This is a genomic window from Oceanospirillum sp., assembly GCF_048265165.1.
GTDB lineage: Bacteria > Pseudomonadota > Gammaproteobacteria > Pseudomonadales > Halomonadaceae > Oceanospirillum.
The window spans coordinates 1-18,464 of sequence record NZ_JBLXCD010000010.1; the positions used below are offsets into that span (position 1 = coordinate 1).

General features: G+C 49.4%; 15 protein-coding genes. 6 read left to right on the top strand and 9 right to left on the bottom strand.

Annotated features, from left to right (window positions below; translation table 11 throughout):
• Both ACN0R8_RS15125 and ACN0R8_RS15130 read right to left on the bottom strand, forming a co-directional pair.
• Positions 1–656 (bottom strand): transposase (locus ACN0R8_RS15125; RefSeq protein ID WP_417598852.1); only part of this gene is annotated, 656 nt, incomplete at its 3' end.
• A gap of 151 nt (positions 657–807) precedes the next feature.
• The gene (locus ACN0R8_RS15130) at positions 808–1,410 is read right to left on the bottom strand and encodes a DUF6988 family protein (RefSeq protein WP_417598854.1); all 603 of its coding nucleotides are present in this window, start codon (positions 1,408–1,410) and stop codon (positions 808–810) included.
• A gap of 488 nt (positions 1,411–1,898) precedes the next feature.
• On the opposite strand from ACN0R8_RS15130, the gene ACN0R8_RS15135 reads away from it, so the two are divergent.
• Positions 1,899–2,078, top strand: coding sequence for a DUF6435 family protein (locus tag ACN0R8_RS15135; RefSeq protein ID WP_417598856.1), 180 nt, complete (start codon positions 1,899–1,901; stop codon positions 2,076–2,078).
• A 227-nt stretch (positions 2,079–2,305) separates the two neighbouring features.
• Here the strand turns inward: ACN0R8_RS15135 and ACN0R8_RS15140 are convergent, their stop codons facing one another.
• Both ACN0R8_RS15140 and ACN0R8_RS15145 read right to left on the bottom strand, forming a co-directional pair.
• Positions 2,306–3,811 carry a CoA-acylating methylmalonate-semialdehyde dehydrogenase gene (locus tag ACN0R8_RS15140; protein ID WP_417598858.1) on the bottom strand — a complete coding sequence of 502 codons (1,506 nt, stop codon included), beginning with the start codon at positions 3,809–3,811 and terminating at the stop codon, positions 2,306–2,308.
• A 45-nt stretch (positions 3,812–3,856) separates the two neighbouring features.
• On the bottom strand, positions 3,857–5,221 hold the full coding sequence (locus tag ACN0R8_RS15145) for an aspartate aminotransferase family protein (protein ID WP_417598860.1): 1,365 nt from the start codon (positions 5,219–5,221) through the stop codon (positions 3,857–3,859).
• A 248-nt stretch (positions 5,222–5,469) separates the two neighbouring features.
• Between ACN0R8_RS15145 and ACN0R8_RS15150 the strand changes: the two genes are divergently transcribed.
• Positions 5,470–6,399, top strand: coding sequence for a LysR family transcriptional regulator (locus tag ACN0R8_RS15150; RefSeq protein WP_417598862.1), 930 nt, complete (start codon positions 5,470–5,472; stop codon positions 6,397–6,399).
• A gap of 77 nt (positions 6,400–6,476) precedes the next feature.
• Here ACN0R8_RS15150 and ACN0R8_RS15155 read toward each other — a convergent pair whose 3' ends face one another.
• On the bottom strand, positions 6,477–8,420 hold the full coding sequence (locus ACN0R8_RS15155; RefSeq protein WP_417598864.1) for a methyl-accepting chemotaxis protein: 1,944 nt from the start codon (positions 8,418–8,420) through the stop codon (positions 6,477–6,479).
• 429 nt (positions 8,421–8,849) lie between these two features.
• On the opposite strand from ACN0R8_RS15155, the gene ACN0R8_RS15160 reads away from it, so the two are divergent.
• Positions 8,850–10,355 (top strand): aldehyde dehydrogenase, encoded by a 1,506-nt coding sequence (locus ACN0R8_RS15160; protein ID WP_417598866.1) that lies wholly within the window; start codon positions 8,850–8,852, stop codon positions 10,353–10,355.
• A gap of 173 nt (positions 10,356–10,528) precedes the next feature.
• Here ACN0R8_RS15160 and ACN0R8_RS15165 read toward each other — a convergent pair whose 3' ends face one another.
• The 3 genes from ACN0R8_RS15165 to ACN0R8_RS15175 all read right to left on the bottom strand — a co-directional run bounded on the left by ACN0R8_RS15165 (position 10,529) and on the right by ACN0R8_RS15175 (position 13,323).
• Positions 10,529–10,903 (bottom strand): cupin domain-containing protein, encoded by a 375-nt coding sequence (locus ACN0R8_RS15165; protein ID WP_417598868.1) that lies wholly within the window; start codon positions 10,901–10,903, stop codon positions 10,529–10,531.
• A 172-nt stretch (positions 10,904–11,075) separates the two neighbouring features.
• Complete coding sequence (locus ACN0R8_RS15170) at positions 11,076–11,768, bottom strand: TetR/AcrR family transcriptional regulator (protein ID WP_417598870.1); 693 nt, start codon at positions 11,766–11,768, stop codon at positions 11,076–11,078.
• 259 nt (positions 11,769–12,027) lie between these two features.
• A complete protein-coding gene (locus tag ACN0R8_RS15175) occupies positions 12,028–13,323 on the bottom strand; it encodes an NAD(P)/FAD-dependent oxidoreductase (protein WP_417598872.1) in 1,296 nt (431 codons plus the stop codon).
• Positions 13,324–13,848: 525 nt separating this feature from the next.
• Here ACN0R8_RS15175 and ACN0R8_RS15180 point away from each other — a divergent pair.
• From ACN0R8_RS15180 to ACN0R8_RS15190, 3 genes are all read left to right on the top strand, one after another.
• Entirely contained in the window at positions 13,849–15,195 is a 1,347-nt protein-coding gene (locus ACN0R8_RS15180; protein ID WP_417598874.1) for a glutamine synthetase family protein, read from the top strand.
• 308 nt (positions 15,196–15,503) lie between these two features.
• Positions 15,504–16,619, top strand: coding sequence for a polyamine ABC transporter substrate-binding protein (locus tag ACN0R8_RS15185; RefSeq protein ID WP_417598876.1), 1,116 nt, complete (start codon positions 15,504–15,506; stop codon positions 16,617–16,619).
• A 277-nt stretch (positions 16,620–16,896) separates the two neighbouring features.
• Positions 16,897–17,622, top strand: a complete 726-nt coding sequence (locus ACN0R8_RS15190) for a hypothetical protein (protein WP_417598878.1) — start codon at positions 16,897–16,899, stop codon at positions 17,620–17,622.
• Between the two features lie 77 nt (positions 17,623–17,699).
• Here the strand turns inward: ACN0R8_RS15190 and ACN0R8_RS15195 are convergent, their stop codons facing one another.
• Positions 17,700–18,440 carry a glutamine amidotransferase-related protein gene (locus tag ACN0R8_RS15195; protein ID WP_417598880.1) on the bottom strand — a complete coding sequence of 247 codons (741 nt, stop codon included), beginning with the start codon at positions 18,438–18,440 and terminating at the stop codon, positions 17,700–17,702.
• Positions 18,441–18,464 lie beyond the last annotated feature (24 nt).

Genomic DNA, 18,464 nt, shown 5'->3' on the forward strand with positions numbered 1-18,464 from the left:
TGGCTTTTCTGTAAGAAGTGATCCACCTTCTTGGCTGCTTTATCTAACGTGAGTATTGTTTTGGCTTTGCGGATATCACGATCCAGTTCGTCTTCACTTTCCCAGCGGTCTTTGTCCTGATGTTCACTCAGGTGATGGCGGATCAGGCGTTTGAGTTTCTGGCGTTTCTGTTCCAGTTCTTTAAAGGTGCCCGACCATTCCTTAGCCGCATTGGAGCGCATTTTACAGCCATCAATGGCAAAGAGTTCATGGCCTAAAAGCCCCTGCTGATCACAGATCAGCAGCACCTGTTCAAACAGATCTTCAATGGCTTGGGGCTGGCTGCTGACAAAATGAGCAAGGGTGCTGAAGTGCGGGACGGTATCGCAAGACAGGGCTTTAAAGATGATATTGGTTTCGCAACACCACTGAATCTCACGGCTGGAGGTGATGCCTTTGGAATAAGCAAACAGGATGATTTTCAGCAAAATAGCGGGATCGTAGGCTGGGCGACCTTCGCTATCATTCTTATAAGGCTGATGAAACGCTGAAAGATCCAGCTTTTCAGAAACGAGGTGGTGCAGAGCATGCTCAAAAGTACCGGGCTGCAACTGATCCTGATAATTGATCACCACCATCGACGTTTGGTTGTAGTCGTAGTGCTTGAATCGAGCCATCACCGCCTCCTGCGTTTCAAAACCCGATCAGAGCATAGTTCGGGAGGTTTTTCTACAGCCTGAACGCTTTGCTAAGCGGCAATAAAATTGTTGGCTAAAATAGCGAGGAACGAGCAAAAGCCAACTGTTTTTTGTCCGTTTAAGTAACTTGTTATAGTTCTAACAATCGTTTAGCCGAATCATTTATTTTTTGTTCTTGTAGTAGTTCTGAGCCTACGTTGTACTTCACTATTTCGTTATATGCTAATGATGAAATAAATACACTAAACTTTAGCACTGAAAGTATTTCTTGCTCATCACGGATATTAGTTAATGTGTCCTCTGTGTATTGCCTTGCAATGCTTTGTATTCCACCGTGAGTAAAATCATGAAGGTTTGGCATTAATGTCCCTAAAGTTGTTTCAAGATAGGCATTACTTTTGAATTCAGGCACAGCGTTATCAACTTCTTTTATAAGAACTTCTATTCTCTTGGGCATATGCATTTTCGTTAGGTCTATCTCAATATCACTATCTTCACAACAATATTTCACCCACATAGCTCGTAAATAATTATCTAAGCTAGGCCTGATTAACGCGTACATAGATGTTGTCATATATTCTTTATTTAAAAACGTAATAGCAATCGAATGGTCTATAGCAGAAGATAATAGTGGAATATAGATACGATTTTTATGACCTAAAGTAAACTCAAACTTGTTTAAGTCTTGGTGTATCAGTTTATAGAATTCAATAAATTGAGTTGAAATATTCAAGTTTAACTCCTGAGCTATAACATTTTAATCATAGGCATGCTCGTTTCGCCGGTTTCAATATACCGGCCTAAAAGCAAAGAAGTGTTTGATTAGAAAGGAAAAATCCATTTTCTGATCTGACTGCTTTCCTGCTAAACGCGTATGCGCATATACGCCAATAACCGTGCGCCTGTTATTGCCGCGCCCGTTCCTATAATTCATTGAATTTACAGCTTATCCAATTTCTTCGCACCGGTAAACTGAGCATTAAGTCGGACAAACTAAGCATGATTTTCAGTAAACCCGAAAATATACTGTATATTTAGCCATGTATTATAATTATCCTTTCCAGCCAGCCATGCCGTACTTGCCGGTTAGATCGATAGGCATTCCCACGTAGAACATGGGAACGAGTTGTGTCCTGAGTACCCATCACCCTGCCTGTCATCGACTTACCCGCTTTCCCCGTACAACCCCTGACACTCTTTTTAACTGCAGGCGGTACATCTATGTTTTCTCTCTTTAAGTCTGACCCGACCAAGAAATTGAAAAAGGAATACGCGGCTAAGCTGGAGCAGGCGATGCTGGCTCAGCGTAATGGCGATATTAAAAGTTATTCGTTTCTGACGGAGGAGGCTGAGGCGATCTACAAACAGATTACGGCGCTGGAGGCGGAGGAATTCAAGTAAGGGCGGTATGTATTACCACGTAGAACATGAGGAATGAGTCATTCCGGTGCTGGATGCCGCGCAATACAGTGTAAGACCGGTATGCATTACCACGCGGAGCGTGGGAACGAGTCAAAACAGGCGACGGCCTAAAGGCCGATCTACAAAAAAGCCCCGATCGGTCAACCGGGGCAACAAGCATCAAAAGGTGCACTTTTTACGGTGCGTAGAGAGGTAAGGACTGTCGATCAGCTCGGGAAGGCGAAGCTGACGCCTTCACGTACGCCGCTGGAAGGCCAGCGTTGGGTGATGGTTTTGCGTTTGGTGTAGAAACGAACACCATCCGGGCCGTAGGCGTGCAGATCTCCAAACAGGGAGCGTTTCCAGCCGCCGAAGCTGTGGTACGCAACCGGCACCGGCAGGGGTACATTGATACCCACCATGCCCACTTCGATCATATCGGAGAAGTAACGAGCGGCTTCACCGTCGCGGGTGAAGATGCAGGTGCCGTTGCCGTATTCGTGATCATTGATCAGCTGCATCGCTTCTTCCATAGTGTTGACGCGCACTACTTGCAGCACGGGGCCGAAGATCTCTTCTTTATAGCTAACCATCTCCGGTGTTACACGGTCGATCAGGGTTGCGCCCACAAAGAAGCCGTTGTCGTAACCGGCTACCTGAGGTTCGCGGCCATCAACCACAACGGTTGCGCCATCTTTTTCAGAGCTGGAGATATAACCGACTACTTTGTCCCGATGTGCAGCGGTAATCACTGGGCCAAAGTCATTACTTTGATCTGAAAATGCGCCGACTTTCAGCGGTTTCATCGCTTCCTGCAGTTTGCTGACCAGTGCATCAGCGGCCTGATCACCCACGGCAACAGCCACAGACAAGGCCATGCAACGCTCACCGGAGGAGCCAAAAGCCGCACCCAACAGCTGGTTAACGGCGTTATCCATATCCGCATCCGGCATCACAATAGCGTGGTTTTTCGCGCCGCCTAACGCCTGACAACGTTTACCGTTGGCATTAGCGGTGGCGTAGATATATTCCGCAATCGGTGTGGAGCCCACAAAGCTAACCGCCTTGATGCGCTTATCGGTCAGCAGGGTATCCACCGCTTCTTTGTCGCCGTTGACCACGTTCAGTACGCCTTCCGGCAGACCTGCTTCGTGCAATAGCTGTGCAATATAAAGCGTTGAGGATGGATCACGCTCAGAGGGCTTCAGCACAAAGGTGTTACCGCAGGCGATGGCCAAGGGGAACATCCACATCGGCACCATGGCCGGGAAGTTAAACGGGGTGATACCGGCAACAACACCTAGTGGCTGGAATTCGCTCCAAGAGTCGATATTCGGGCCAACGTTTTTGCTGTACTCGCCTTTTAGTAATTCAGGGATACCGCAGGCAAACTCAACGTTTTCGATACCCCGTTGCAGTTCACCCATAGCATCATGGGCGATCTTGCCGTGCTCTTCACCAACCATGGCACAAATCTTATCCGCGTTCTCTTCCAGCAGCTGCTTAAAGCGGAACATCACACGGGCACGTTTCAACGGTGGTGTTTGTCGCCATGCAGGATAAGCCGCCTGTGCAGTGGCTATCGCCTCTTCAACGGTGGCCTTTGAAGCCAGACCCACTTGCTTGCTGATTGCACCGGTTGAAGGGTTGTAAACCGGCTGGCTGCGCTCGGCGTCCTGCACAATTTTGCCGTTGATCAGGTGGCCAATGGTTGTATCTGATGTCGTTGTCATATGGATTCGCTCCTGGTGCTTAAATTGGGTAAAGGTGCTGCTGTCTTAATCAACTTCGTTCAGAGATTCACCGATTGCGTTAATCACGCTGTCTATCTCATCGGTCTCAACGGTAAAGGGCATACCCAACTGCAGGGTGTCGCCGCCGTAACGCACATAAAAACCTTTTTCCCAACACTTCATAGCCACCTGATAAGGGCGCAGAGCCGGTTCACCCGGTGCAGATTCCAGCGTGATACCGCCCGCTAAGCCATAGTTACGGATATCCGTAATATGGCGCGAACCTTTAAGGCTGTGCAATATCTCTTCAAATTTAGGTGACATCTGCTTAACACGCGGAATCAGCTGATCTTTTTCCAGAATATCCAAAGAGGCTAAACCTGCGGCACAGGCCAGCGGATGTGCCGAATAGGTATAACCGTGTGGCAGTTCGATCATATAATCATTGCCACCGTTATCCATAAAGGTGTCGTAGATCTCCTGTTTGGCGATGACGCCGCCCATAGGAACAACACCGTTGGTGATCTGCTTAGCCACAATCATAAGGTCAGGCGTTACACCAAACTCTTCCGCACCGGAGTAAGAACCCATACGGCCAAAGCCGGTGATCACTTCATCAAAAATCAGCAGTAAGTTGTGCTTATCGCATAGCTCGCGCAGGCGCTTGAGGTAGCCTTTTGGCGGTGGAATCACGCCAATAGAACCCGCCATGGGCTCCACAATAACCCCAGCTACATTAGAGGCATCACTTACCGCAAGCAGCTCTTCCAGATAGTCCGCCAGGTGCGCGCCATCATCCGGCATACCCTGCACAAACTTATTATCCGGTAACATCGTATGGGGCAGATGCACCGCATCAATACCCTGACCATACAGCACACGGTTCGGGCCGATGCCGCCCACACTGATACCGCCAAAGTTCACCCCGTGATAGCCCTTGGCACGGCCAATAAAGCGGGTTTTAGTGCCCTGACCTTTTTTACGCCAATAAGCCCGGGCCATTTTCAGCGCTGTTTCAACCGCTTCAGAACCTGAGCCGGTAAAGAAAACACGGCTTAGCTCATCCGGCATAAGATCCGTTATGCGCTCAGCAAGCTGGAAAGATTTAGGATGGCCATACTGAAAGGCAGGGGCATAATCTAACTGTTTTACCTGCTGGCTAACCGCTTCAACAATCTCAGGGCGGGCATGACCGGCACCACAGTTCCAAAGACCCGATAGACCGTCAAAAATCTTGCGACCATCCGCATCGGTGTAATAATGGCCTTCAGCTGAAACCAGTAAACGTGGATCTTTTTTAAACTCTCGGTTACTGGAGAAAGGCATCCAGTGGGCATCCAGTTGTGACTGGGTTAAATCACAGTTCGCCATGCGCTGTTCTTTTTGCTTCAGGCTATCGTTAGAAGGCATATCACACCTCGGTAAAAATGACTGTTGGATTCCTCTGCCTGCATAGGGTTGGATTATTGACTAACCGCCGCTTCGGCTAAACCCTGTGAACAGACAGGTGGTAACGGGTAACACCTTGATCGTCTCTTTATTATCAGCCGTTTTTTAGTTTATTAAATCCCAACATATTTACTCTGAGTTAACTTTTTAGTTAACTAATAGCTCCGCGCCTGTTCTGATATCCAGAAGCGCTGCAATAGAGATCAGCTATGAGCCAGAAAGATAACTTCCTACCTCGCCAGATCGGCGATGCTCATATTCGCCTGTTACGTATTTTTAAGGTGGTCGTGGAATCCGGTGGCTTTGCCGCTGCCGAAGTACAGCTGAATATCAGCCGGCCAGCGATCAGTCAGGCGGTTACGGAACTGGAAAGCCTGATTAATGCCCGTTTGTGTCATCGGGGGCGCTCCGGTTTTTCCGTCACCGAGGAGGGCGAGATCGTCTATCAGGCAACGCTGCAGTTGTTAACGGGGCTGGAGGATTTCCGCAGTCAGATCAATGCCATTAACCGGGATCTGAAGGGTGAACTGAATATCGGCATCACCGACAACATGGTGACGGTGCCACAAATGAGAATTACCCGGGCACTGGCCGCCTTAAAAGATCGGGGGCCGGAGGTGGTGATCAATATCCGTATGATCCCGCCCAATGATATTGAAAGCGCCGTGCTGGATGGCAGCCTGCATATTGGCGTAGTACCGGATCTGCGCACGCTGCCCGGCATTGAGTATCAACCTCTGTATCAGGAGCAATCCCTGCTCTATTGCAGCTACCAGCACCCTTTGTATCCGCAGGATGATCGTCGCTTGAGTGATAAAAAGCTGGTGGATTATGATGCGGTGCTGCCCGCCTACGCCCAGGCGGCTCAGATTAAAAAGCAGCAGATGATTTTAAAAGCCAGCGCCAGCTCCACGGATCGAGAGGGCATCGCTTTTTTGATTTTGAGTGGTCGTTATATCGGTTTTCTGCCCACGCACTACGCCCAACGCTGGGTTACTGAAGGCCGGTTACGGCCACTGCAACCGGAGAAACGCTTTTTTCATACTCACTACAGCGCCATTACCCGAAAAGGGGCACGGCCGAATCAGATTCTTTCTGCGTATCTGGAAGAGCTGGCGAAAACGGCAGATGAGGAATAAAAAAAAACTGGCCGTTTACTTTGACAAGTAACGGCCAGTGATAACGTCCCTATCAAGGGGTTGCGTATTCGGGCGTTTTAAACTTTAAACTGAGAGATGATTCGTCGCATATGCTCTGCACGCTGATTTAAAGTTTCCACTTCACGAATCTGACTCTGCGAACTGTTGTGTATCGTACTTGCCATATCCGAAATTGACTGGGCTGATTCATTAATACTGTTCACAACAGCAGCCTGCTCTTCCGTCGCCGCTGCAACCTGAATATTCCCTTCACTGATCATATCGAAACGATTACGGATTGAAGTCAGTGATGAAGAGGCTTCAACAGCTTGTTCTGCTAGAGCAGAACTACTTTTTGCGCCCTCTTCTGTGACCGCAAGTGATGCCGCGGCAGCCTCCTGTAGCTGTTCAATCTGAGTGCGAATCTTTTCGGTGGAATCCTGCGTCCGACTCGCCAGGGTGCGCACTTCATCTGCCACCACGGCAAAACCACGTCCCTGTTCACCGGCCCGGGCTGCTTCAATAGCGGCGTTAAGTGCCAGTAAATTTGTTTGTTCTGAGATACCACTGATAACATCAACCACAGAGTTAATTGAGTCGGCCTGATTGGCCAGTTCTGAGATCGACTTTTCACTACCGGTCATCGACTCGGCCAAATCCGTCATCGTTGCGGAAAGCTGAATTATCACATCATTGGTACTGTGCGTATCCTTTACCGCACTGGAGGTATCATTTGCAGTGGTCTGGGCAATCGATGAGACCTCACTGATGGTTTGTCCTATTTCAGTAATAGCCGTGGCAACCATTTCAGTTTGCTGCTGCTGACTATCGGATAACTGTACCGATTCTTCTGCAATATTTTTTAGTTGCCCGACACCGGCACTGATCGCCTGCTCTGCCTGAGTAATCTCACGTACCAACTCGGCAAATTTACTGAGAATGGCATTAAAACCACTGGCCAGATAACCCAGTTCATTTCGGGCGCTGTCATCCAGTTTCAGGGTTAAATCACCACCCGATGCCGCCATACTGTTCAGCTTATCACCGACCCCGGTAATGCTTTTGCTAACACTGTGGGCAATATAATAAAAGACCAGTATGAATATCACCGCCAATACAATACCGGAGAAAATAGAATTGCTGACAACGCTATTCACCTGATCGGTTAGCTCAGCCTGAGGCAATACAGTCACCAGGCGCCAGCCAATACTCCCCAGTATGGTGGAAGCAACGTACATCTGCTGCCCTTCTAATTTGCCTTTACCAATACTGACCTCTTCAGCACTGTTTTTCATACTGGTGACCAGTGAACTGTCAAAGCCTAACTGGTCGATGGATTTGCCAATAAGGCTATTATCCGGGTGGGCAACGACCTGATTATCGGTATTCAGCAGAAACATAAAACCCGCCTCACCCACCTTGGCACTTTCAACAATGTTAATGATGGCAGAAACATCATAGCCAAGGCCCGCAACGCCTATCGCCTTACCATCTTCTCCTTTCACTAACACGTTGACATATACCGTGAGATTCTTGGTTGTTTCGTCAACTTGCATATTCAGGGCAACGTCTTTGCCTGATGCCAGCGAGTTATAAAACCAACTATCCCTTGGCTCACTCCGTGACACTTGTTTAAAGAGCCCTTTATTGGTGTAGTAATTGTTGGACAAATCAGAAACGAAGAATGACATCGCTGCGCCATTATTGCTCACGAAGCTCTGCAAATAATTCACCACAGATGCCGTCACCTCACTGGGTTCATCACCTTCTGACCATTGTTTGATAAACGTATTCTCAGCAATGCTCCGCGACAAAATAATAGGCTCACTCAGCTGATACTCGATCTGCAGTTTGCCTTTATCCACAATACTGGGGAGTAGTTCTTTTTCAGTCAGGGTGTTGAACGTCGAAGAGAAGCCTGTGATATTGATGTAACTGATAATGCTGATAATCAATAAAAGGGCGAGAACCATAGAGCCAAGAAGAAGGGTTTTTAAATTGAGATTCTGAGGATTAACCATAGTTAACCTCATTTGTGGGGGTCATCATATTTAATCGCCTTATGACGGTGAGGTTTGCAAGTCGCAAACCAATTATGTGGTTTGCAAGCCGCAAACCAATTAAATATTCCTCCCTGATCACAGTAGACTGCTACTGTATTTATCCCTTGCACTTTTTAGTTATCTCATGATTGTTATAATTAGTATATAAAGAATTTATATATTACTGCCCACCATCGAAGCTATAACCAAAGACCTTTTTTCCCATTGTCCGACTTAATACCTATCCGGTGATATATCCGGTCACCTTTCTTCAGCGCACACTTGACGGCAGGATAAAACACAACGCAAAATCCGAACAATGATTCGCATTATCTAATCTGCGTTCTCAAAAGCTTTCAACAAATAAGAACACTCGCATCCCGAGAAAAAGCATAGCAGGATAAAAATATGACCTCCCAGCAAGCCGCCGCAACTGATTTCAACTGGCAGGAGATGGCCGACACCATCGCCATGCCAAACTACGCCATCATCAATGGTGAAAACGTAAGCGCCCGCTCCGGTGAAACCCAATCGGTGGTAAATCCCGCGACCGCCGAAACGATTGCAGAAGTAGCAGATTGCGGCCCGGAAGATGCCGATATTGCGGTTAAGGTTGCCCGTGACACCTTTGAGTCCGGTGTTTGGTCAGCAATGGCTCCCGGTGACCGTAAGCGCGTACTGCTGCGCTGGGCTGACCTAATCGAAGAGAATCACGCTGAGATCGCCCTGCTGGAAAGTCTGAGCGCCGGTAAGCCGATCAGTGATTGCTTCTATGTTGATGTGCCCAGCTGCCTGAACACCCTGCGCTGGACCGCGGAAGCCACCGATAAGGTCTATGAAGAGATCGCGCCCACCGCCGCAGATACACTGGCACTGGTGAAGCGCCTGCCACTGGGTGTTATCGCTGCGATTGTTCCCTGGAACTTCCCCCTGTCGACCACAGCCTGGAAACTGGCTCCAGCACTGGCAACCGGTAACTCAGTGATCCTAAAACCGGACCCGAAAACGCCTTTTACAGCACTTAAAATCGCAGAACTGGCTCATCAGGCCGGATTACCTGCCGGTGTGTTACAGGTGCTGCCCGGTGATGGCGTTAACCTGGGTAAGCATCTGTCTTTACACCCGGATATCGACGGTCAGACCTTCACCGGCTCCACCGGCGTGGGCAAACTGCTGATGCAGTATTCCGGTCAGTCTAATCTAAAACGCACCTTCCTAGAGCTGGGTGGTAAGAGCGCCAATATCGTGTTCGCCGATGCCAATCTGGAAAAAGCGGCGGATGCCGCAGTACTGGCCGGATTCTTTAACTCAGGTCAGACCTGCACCGCAGGCACACGCCTGCTGATTCAGGATGAGATCTACGATAGCTTTCTGGCTAGGGTGCTGGAGCGAGCCAAAAACTGGTGTCCGGATAACCCATTGAACCCATCAACCAACATGGGTCCCGTAGTGGATCAGCGCCAGCTGGATACCATTCAGGGTTATGTGCAGAAGGGGATCGAAGAAGGCGCCAAGCTGGTTTACGGCGGTAAGGTAATGCAGCATCCGCTGGGTGGTTTCTTCCACGAACCGACCATTTTCGCCGAAGTAGACAACAAAATGACCATCGCACAGGAAGAGATCTTCGGCCCTGTCATGTCCGTGATCCGCTTTAAAGATGCCGCAGATGCGGTACGCATCGCCAATGACTCACCCTACGGCCTGGCGGGTGCGGTATGGAGTTTAAATATCAATACCGCCCACAAAGTTGCCGCCGCAGTTCGTACCGGCACCATGGGGGTTAACAACTACTTCGGTGGTGATATCACGGTTCCGTTCGGTGGCTTTAAAGAGTCCGGTAATGGTCGTGATAAGTCTCTGCACGCCATGGATGATTACACCGAACTGAAAACCACCTGGATTGAGTTTGAGTGAGGGCCAGAGGTTGCCCGTCAGCGCTGGAACGGAGTAAACATCGACGCCCTAAAGGGCGACCTACAGTAAGACTGACAACCTGTAAAGCGGGCTTTAGCCGGTCAGCTATGTGGCTGACCGGGCTTTCAGGTATCTCAGTTCAACGGGCCGATCAAAGAAACATGCACTGAGAATCAGCCTTCGCTCTCTTCATAAACCGCGTAGAACTTTTTCGCGTGACCGATGGTTTCCCAGCTGCCTTTATAGCCCGCCGGAATCACAAAAGCGTCACCGGCACTCAGGATCTCCTGATGACCTTCCGCATCGGTCAGAATAGCGCGGCCTGAGATCAGATAACAGAACTCATCTTCGGTGTAATTCAGCTTCCATTTGCCTTCGGTTGACGACCAGACGCCACAAAAGAAGTTTTCTTTGCTATTGGTGAAGAGATTTTCCACGCTCTCCATCGGCTTACCCGAGATAACCCGATCAAGACGGATAGGTTCATCTGCACCATCAGCTGCTTTATATTCACTACGTATCCGCTGTAGCTTTTTTGCCTGTGTCATTTTGATCTCACTCTTCGTTGTCGTTATACATTAAAACGACCTGACCGTGAGAACAGGTTTTACTCAGAGATAACAGCGCCCCTCAGAGGGAATAAAGCCCTTCAGAACGGCAAAACAGGAATGAACCAAGGTGGTAATGCCTTAAGCCCGGTGAGATAGCTTTAAGCCCGGTTTAGCTGTCAGAATCAGACAGATACCCCGCCAACAGGGCGTTCAGCATAAACTCAAGATCCGCCAGTGTGCGCTTTGCGCGGTCTCCCTTCTGATTGACCACGACCAGAAAAACACTGTGGGTGACTTCCAGATAGAGTCGCCCGAGACGCTCACGCTCACGAATATGAAGCCGGATCCCCATACGGCGAAAAACCTCTGCCATACGGCTGATCTCCAGATCATCATGGCGCTCATCCAGCTCCCGCAGTTCAGGCACAGAAAACATCGCCTGAACCAGGGTCAGAATCGCCTTCTGACGACGGTAAACGCCCAGCTTGATTTTAAGCATTTTCGACAATAGGTCAGGCAGCGGCAGTGTTTCTACCGGCCAACGGGCGATTTCATCCAAAGCCGCTTCAACCTGCTCCAGCCAACGGGTTCCCATGGCGTGCAAAATCGCCTGCTTGTTCGGAAAATAGTGGTACAGTGAACCCACTGAGATTCCCACCGCTTTAGCAATTAGAATCGTATTCAGATCATCCAGACCCACCTCTTCCAGTAACTCACCGGTAACATCAATAATCTGCCGGGAACGCTGTTTGGATCGGTCCTGAACCGGTGCATTACGGGGCTCAAGACTCTGGGTCTGCTTTTTACGGCGCACCGCACTGGATACAGCCTGTGCCTTAGAGCCTGCCTTTGCATCATTCATAGAATCACTTTACCTGTTATGCCGTATCATTCTGCTGCGTCTGATGAGGGCGCATTATACGGATGCTATTGGGTTTGCCCAGAACTTCTCTGTCGGGCATACCCTATGATCATCAGCAACTGCAGTCTCACCATCAGGCCCGGCAAAGGCCCTATCTCTGATAATTAACCTGCTCTCCTTATATCAGATCCTGGTTATTTTTTAGCGCTCAGTGGGTCGCCAGATTCAGCGTAAACCTCAGTTACAGAGCCTTTCGCACTCAGGAAAATTTATCCCGTAGCGAATAAAACAGCATGCCTGCCACCAGGCCCGGCCAGCGCAACAGAGTCCCCCCCGGAAAAGTGGGTGTCGGCACGTTTGAAAACAGATCAAAGCGTTCAGCACTCCCGCTAATCGCCTCCGCCATCAATTTGCCACCCAGGGTTGCCAGTGCGACACCGTGGCCGGAATACCCCTGAGCCACAAAGATGACATCATCGATACGCTCAAAGTGCGGCATACGATTCATTGTGATCGCCAGTGTGCCGCCCCAGCCGTAATCGATCTTCACATCCTTCAGCTCGGGGTAGTAATCCAGCATATAGGGGCGAACAAAACTGCCGATATCTTTTGGGAATTTTGACGAGTAGTTTTCGCCACCCCCCCAGAGCAGCCGGTTATCACCGGACAGCTTGAAGTAGTTGATCACAAAACGGGAATCCGCCACGGCAACATCATCACGGTTAATGCGATGACAGGTGGCCTCGCTCAAAGGTTCCGTCGCCAGAATAAAGTTGTTGATGGGCATAATCTTGCCCGCGATCAGGGGCTCTAACTTGCCCAGATAACCGTTACAGGCCAGTAGCAGGTATTTGGCTTTTACCACGCCCTGCTCACCAAACACCTCAACCCCTTTACCCGCGGTACTTTGGCAGCCTTCGTAATGGCTGACACGACTGTTTTCAAAAAACTGAACACCAGCTTTTTCTGCTGCTGTTGCAAGGCCTAACGCATAGTTAAGCGGATGCAGATGCGCACCTTCCGTCCAGTATTCTCCGGCACCAAAGCGCTCACAGCCCAGCATGTCGGAGACCTCTTCCGGTTCCACATACTTCAGGGCGTCGTAATTCAGTACTCTGTTCTTATACTCAACCGTTTCTTTGATATGAGCGTTATGGGATGGTTTAGCGGCAACGTGCAACACGCCCTGTTTGAGATCACAGTCGATCTCATGTTTCGCCACCAGGTCTTTCACCAGATCGACAGATTCCAGTGACATCTGCCAGAGCATATCGGCACCGGCCGAGCCCACTTTCTTCTGCAGATCTTCATGGCTCATATTGTGGCCCTGACAAACCTGGCCACCATTGCGGCCGGATGCGCCCCAACCGATACATTCAGCTTCCAGAACCGTCACCTGATAACCCTGCTCCGCCAGGTGCAGCGCCGCTGACAAGCCAGTAAAGCCCGCACCTACGATACAGATATCTGTCTGCACCTCGCCCTCAAGGGCAGGATAGTCCGGCTTGGGGTTTGCACTGTCGGCGTAATAAGAGGGTATATAACCCTGTGTCATATCAAAATCTCCAAAAAACCATCCTGGGGCCCTGCCTATCCATCATGTGGTCTTTGCGATGACGCACCCTTAATGTGCGTATAAAGGTTATAAAACCACTTTATGACACATTTCAGGTCATACCCCATATTCACAAAGGTAGCCGCCGGAGGGTAAAAACCCCACAACAAACCGAATAATACTTCTAATAATTTTATGAAACAAGCTTGGTTTACAGGGGGTTAAAAGAAAAAAATAACCGATTTTTGATATTTTATAAGAAATTCCCTATTGCTTTAGTATTTCTTTTGACCTAGCCTTGAAACCGAAACATAATTCGGTTTATCGGTTTGTATTCAACAATAAACCACACGACAACAGGTCCTGCTTCTGTAACAAAAGATCAGAACCACAAACCGGTAATCACGATCAACCCAGACAGCTGGTCAATAAAAGCTGCAGACAATGCCGTAATCCTCGGTTATAAGACGCCGACAAATCAAAAAGCGTGTCTGCTACTGATACTAAATGATGTGAAGGTGAGTTATGGAAGCCGTAGCCAGGTTTCTCAAAGAGAACGCAATCTCAGAAGTTGAATCCACCCTGCCGGATATGACCGGTAATGCCCGTGGGAAATTTTATCCACCTAAGAAATTCCTTGATGAAAAAGGTGGCCGTATTCCGGAGACCTTACTGGTACAGACGGTTACCGGGGATTGGGCAGCCAACCACTTTGATATTGTCGACGCCGCCGACAAGGATATGATTCTGCAGCCGGACTCGGACACTTTGCGGATTGTGCCCTGGGCCAACGAGCCAACGGCACAGGTGATCAACGATTGCTACACCACCGATGGCCAGCTTCACCCTCTTTCCAGCCGCTCTATTTTACGCAACGTGCTTAAGTTGTTTGAAAAAGAGGGACTAAAACCGGTGATCGCACCAGAAGTTGAATTCTATCTGGTGCAGAAAAACATCGATCCTGACTACGACCTAAAGCCTGCCATTGGCCGCTCTGGTCGACGGGAAACAGCCCGTCAGTCCTACAGCATCGATGCGGTTAACGAATTTGATCCCTTGGTGGATACACTTTATGACTACTGTGAAGCGCAGGGTCTGGATGTCGATACCCTGATCCATGAAACCGGCGCAGCTCAGATGGAGATTAACTTCCTGCATGGTGACCCGCTGAAACTGGCAGATCAGGTCTTTATCTTTAAGCGCACCTTGCGTGAAGCTGCCATGAAACATGGTGCCTACGCTACCTTTATGGCTAAGCCGATGGAGGAAGAGCCCGGCAGCTCCATGCATATTCACCAAAGCTTGATCGACATTAAAACTGGTGAAAATATCTTTGCCGGTAAAGATGGTGAGAAGTTCAGCCAGGAGTTTTATCACTACGTTGGCGGACTGCAGAAATATACGCCCAGTGCGATCAGCTTTTATGCGCCTAATGTAAACTCCTATCGCCGCTTTACTCCGGATATGTCTGCCCCCGTCAACACTAAATGGGGCGTCGACAACCGCACAACAGGTCTACGGGCCCCGGAAGCACCGCCTGTCGCAACCCGTATCGAAAACCGCTTCCCCGGTGCTGACTGCAACCCTTACCTTGCTATTGCCGCAAGCCTTGCCTGTGGTTATCTGGGTCTGAAAGGTAAGATTCAACCGTCCAAGCCCACCACAGACGCTGCCGCAGAAGAAGGTGATCAGGTTGAGGTTGCCCGAACACTGGAAGAAGGCCTGCGCCTGCTGGAAGATTGCCCGGAACTGAAAGAGATCTTCGGTAACCAGTTTGTGGATGCCTATATAGGCGTTAAACGTGCAGAGTTTGAAACCTTTAACAAGGTGATCAGCTCCTGGGAGCGGGAATATCTGCTACTGACGGTTTAGTACTTTTTCCATATAACTTTTTCCACAAAATTTTCTACAGAAAAACGTGCTGAAAAAGTCACCGGTGCTGCAGGTAAAGCCCTGAGCACCGGCTTTTTCAACACCCGATCAATAAAAACAAATGATCACAGGCATTAAGTCTTTTCAGAGCCGGAAAAAACTGAAAAAATCCGCCCTCTGACGGGCTTTATCCCGAGACCCTCTCTTCTTTAGGTCAAATGCGGCCCATGCGTTTATTTTCGCAGGGATAGACCTCAGGAAGGAAACCCCCTAACGCTAAACATTAGAAAAACAGGAAAGGAAAGCTGATGAAAAAAATGATAATGCCCCGTCTCAAGCTGACCCTCTCAGCACTGACTCTGGCCTTCACCGCCGCTACGGCACAGGCAGAAGAAGTACTGAACTTCTACAATTGGTCGGACTATATCGCCGAAGAGACCATCGCCAAATTCGAAAAAGAAACCGGCATTAAGGTGAACTACGACGTTTACGACAGTAACGAAATTCTGGAAGCCAAACTACTGGCCGGTAACTCTGGCTACGACCTTGTGGTACCCAGCTCGCATTTCATGGAGCTGCAGATCAAGGCCGGTATTTTTATGAAGCTGAATAAAGATCAGCTGAGTAACCTGAAACACCTTGATCAGGATCTGATGGCCACCCTGAGCAAAAAAGACCCCGAAAACCAGTATGGTGTCCCTTATCTTTGGGGTACAACCGGCATAGGTTACAACCCGGAAATGGTCAAAAAAGTTCTGGGTGAAGACGCACCGGTTGATAGCTGGGACCTGGTCTTTAAGCCTGAGAACATCAAAAAACTACAGGAATGTGGCGTTACCTTCCTGGATTCAGCGGATGAAATGATCCCGTTCGCCCTGAACTACTTAGGGGAAGAGCCGACCAGCAATAAGCGCTCTGACTATAAGATGAATGCTCCGGCCGCGAAGTTGCTGACCTCTGTTCGCCCATACGTGAAACAGTTCACCTCATCGCAGTATGTTAACGATCTGGCAAATGGCGACAGCTGTGTTGCCGTAGGTTACTCCGGTGATGTCTTCCAGGCTGCAGCCCGTGCTGAAGAAGCCGGTAACGGCGTGGAAGTGATGTACACCATCCCGAAAGAAGGCACCGAGATCTGGTTTGATATGCTGCTGATCCCGGCTGATGCCAAGAATGCAGAAAACGCGCACAAATTTATTAACTTCCTGCTGCGCCCTGAGATTATCGCCGAGATCACGGACTATGTCTGGTACGCCAACCCGAATAAAGACGCCACCAAACTGGTCGATACTGAAATTGTCAGCGACGGTGCTATCTATCCGGATGATGCCACCAAAGCCAAGCTCTATATGACGGACAAACCGTCAATGTCTGTGCTGAAAGTGCGTAACCGCCTGTGGAGTGATATCAAAACAGGTCGCTGATCAGGCACTGACCTGCAGGCTCTCTCAATAACGCAAAAAAAAGCCCTTGTTTACCCTACGGAAGCAAGGGCTTTTTTGTCTCCTAGCCATTAAACCTGTTCTGGTTGCACTTCCCTACAGAGCTTTTACAAAAGGCTAACACGGGCATATTTGCACTATGCTTAAATGAAAGCCTTCAAAAGCCAATAATATGAACCGTACCACAGCTAATGAAGCTACAGCACCGGCAGAATGCCGCCCTGCACGGATCTGAAAGGGAAAGTACAACGAGGCCCCCATGAGTACACTGTTTTCTTTGATACGCACTCTGTTGCTGATCGCTCTGCTGACAACCGGCATGGTCATGCTCGCAAACAGCGCAAATGCAGCCGTGATGAGTGCAACCCAGTTTTATGCACAAAGTGCTGAGACTCTGGTTGAAGAAACCAGACGGCTGGAAGAGCAAACAACCAAGGCGCTTCAACTGCATCAGCAGCTGTTAAAAAACCAGGTCAGCACCCGAGAAGCCTTTCATCATCATCTGTACAAACTGACAACGGCAGAACAAACCACAGATGAGATCCTTAATCCGGCCCGTTTTCGAATTGGTATTCCATCCAAGCATGGCCTCAAACCGGAACAGTACCCTGCCATGCAGATCTCCCTGACAAAAGATAACCCCCTGAGCACTCGCTCAGCAGATATTCGGGATCTTGTCCAGGAAGAGAGCCGCCGCTATGAAGAGGTACTCCAGGATAACGAAACGGCGTTCACTGAGGTTCAGAAATCCCTAGGCTATCTGAGCGAACTGCATCGACAGCTCCTAGCCAGTCGCACAGGTGATGAAGCTAAACGCAAGTACGAGCAGCTCCTGCGCCGCCTATCAACGGCCAAGCAGCAGTATTATCGTGCCCTAGATGAATTCTGTATCGCTGCGGCGCAGGCTGAGTACAAAGGCCTTACGGGTAAACGCCTGGTTCCCGGCAGTTCACCGTTTCAGCTGTATCAGAGCAAGCTGGACTAACCCAGTTTTCAGCTAAAAAGCCTGAGAGAGAAATCTCAGGCTTTTATGGCGACTGCAAAATAGCATCTCGTAAAGATTTACTTCTCTGCTACTCCCTGCTGAATAAAGCGAGCGATCCACTGCCCTACCTTCCGGTCATCCAGCGCATCTTCGGCCAGACCTTCAAGTGCCGGTTGTAATTCTTCATCCGGGAACGCCACGCCCAGATCAGCAGTCAGCAGATCCTGCTCATACTGACGGTAAAACTCTGGATGCCCCTGAAACGTCAGGATATGATCGCCCCAGACAAGACCTGCGTTAGCGCAGCGGGGCGCACTGGCAAAAACCCGGGCTCCTTGCGGTACAGTCAGTACCTGATCCTGATGAATCGCACTGATGGCAAATTGCGTAACCGGTTCACTCACTCCATCATTACCAAAGCAAGGCAGTTGTTCGCTGACCTGGTACGCCTTGATACCCAGATTCCAGCCTCCACTAAATTTCTCAACCTGCGCTCCCAGAGCTTCTGCAATAATCTGGTGTCCAAAGCAGATGCCTACCAGAGGGCTATGCTGTTCATGCAGGGTACGTATTAAGGTCTTTAATGACGCCATCCATGGCAGATCATCGTAAACACCATGGGCGGAGCCGGTAATCAACCAAGCCTGACACTCATCCAGGCTAGCCGGAAATTCACCATCAATCACTGAGTAATGGCGGTATTCAAACGCCACATCTGAGCCGTTTAGCAAACGCTCAAACAGATCAGCGAAGTTGCCGTGCTGCTCCAACAGGGGCGCCGGGCCATTGTCCGTAATTAAAATACCCAATGTAATCATAGGGCGTTCCTTATATTGAATTAA

Excerpts from the sequence above, each read along its gene's own strand:
- ACN0R8_RS15135 (WP_417598856.1), top strand. The coding sequence starts at position 1,899 with ATGTTTTCTCTCTTTAAGTCTGACCCGACCAAGAAATTGAAAAAGGAA.
- ACN0R8_RS15140 (WP_417598858.1), bottom strand. The coding sequence starts at position 3,811 with ATGACAACGACATCAGATACAACCATTGGCCACCTGATCAACGGCAAA.
- ACN0R8_RS15145 (WP_417598860.1), bottom strand. The coding sequence starts at position 5,221 with ATGCCTTCTAACGATAGCCTGAAGCAAAAAGAACAGCGCATGGCGAAC.
- ACN0R8_RS15150 (WP_417598862.1), top strand. The coding sequence starts at position 5,470 with ATGAGCCAGAAAGATAACTTCCTACCTCGCCAGATCGGCGATGCTCAT.
- ACN0R8_RS15155 (WP_417598864.1), bottom strand. The coding sequence starts at position 8,420 with ATGGTTAATCCTCAGAATCTCAATTTAAAAACCCTTCTTCTTGGCTCT.
- ACN0R8_RS15160 (WP_417598866.1), top strand. The coding sequence starts at position 8,850 with ATGACCTCCCAGCAAGCCGCCGCAACTGATTTCAACTGGCAGGAGATG.
- ACN0R8_RS15165 (WP_417598868.1), bottom strand. The coding sequence starts at position 10,903 with ATGACACAGGCAAAAAAGCTACAGCGGATACGTAGTGAATATAAAGCA.
- ACN0R8_RS15170 (WP_417598870.1), bottom strand. The coding sequence starts at position 11,768 with ATGAATGATGCAAAGGCAGGCTCTAAGGCACAGGCTGTATCCAGTGCG.
- ACN0R8_RS15175 (WP_417598872.1), bottom strand. The coding sequence starts at position 13,323 with ATGACACAGGGTTATATACCCTCTTATTACGCCGACAGTGCAAACCCC.
- ACN0R8_RS15180 (WP_417598874.1), top strand. The coding sequence starts at position 13,849 with ATGGAAGCCGTAGCCAGGTTTCTCAAAGAGAACGCAATCTCAGAAGTT.
- ACN0R8_RS15185 (WP_417598876.1), top strand. The coding sequence starts at position 15,504 with ATGAAAAAAATGATAATGCCCCGTCTCAAGCTGACCCTCTCAGCACTG.
- ACN0R8_RS15190 (WP_417598878.1), top strand. The coding sequence starts at position 16,897 with ATGAGTACACTGTTTTCTTTGATACGCACTCTGTTGCTGATCGCTCTG.
- ACN0R8_RS15195 (WP_417598880.1), bottom strand. The coding sequence starts at position 18,440 with ATGATTACATTGGGTATTTTAATTACGGACAATGGCCCGGCGCCCCTG.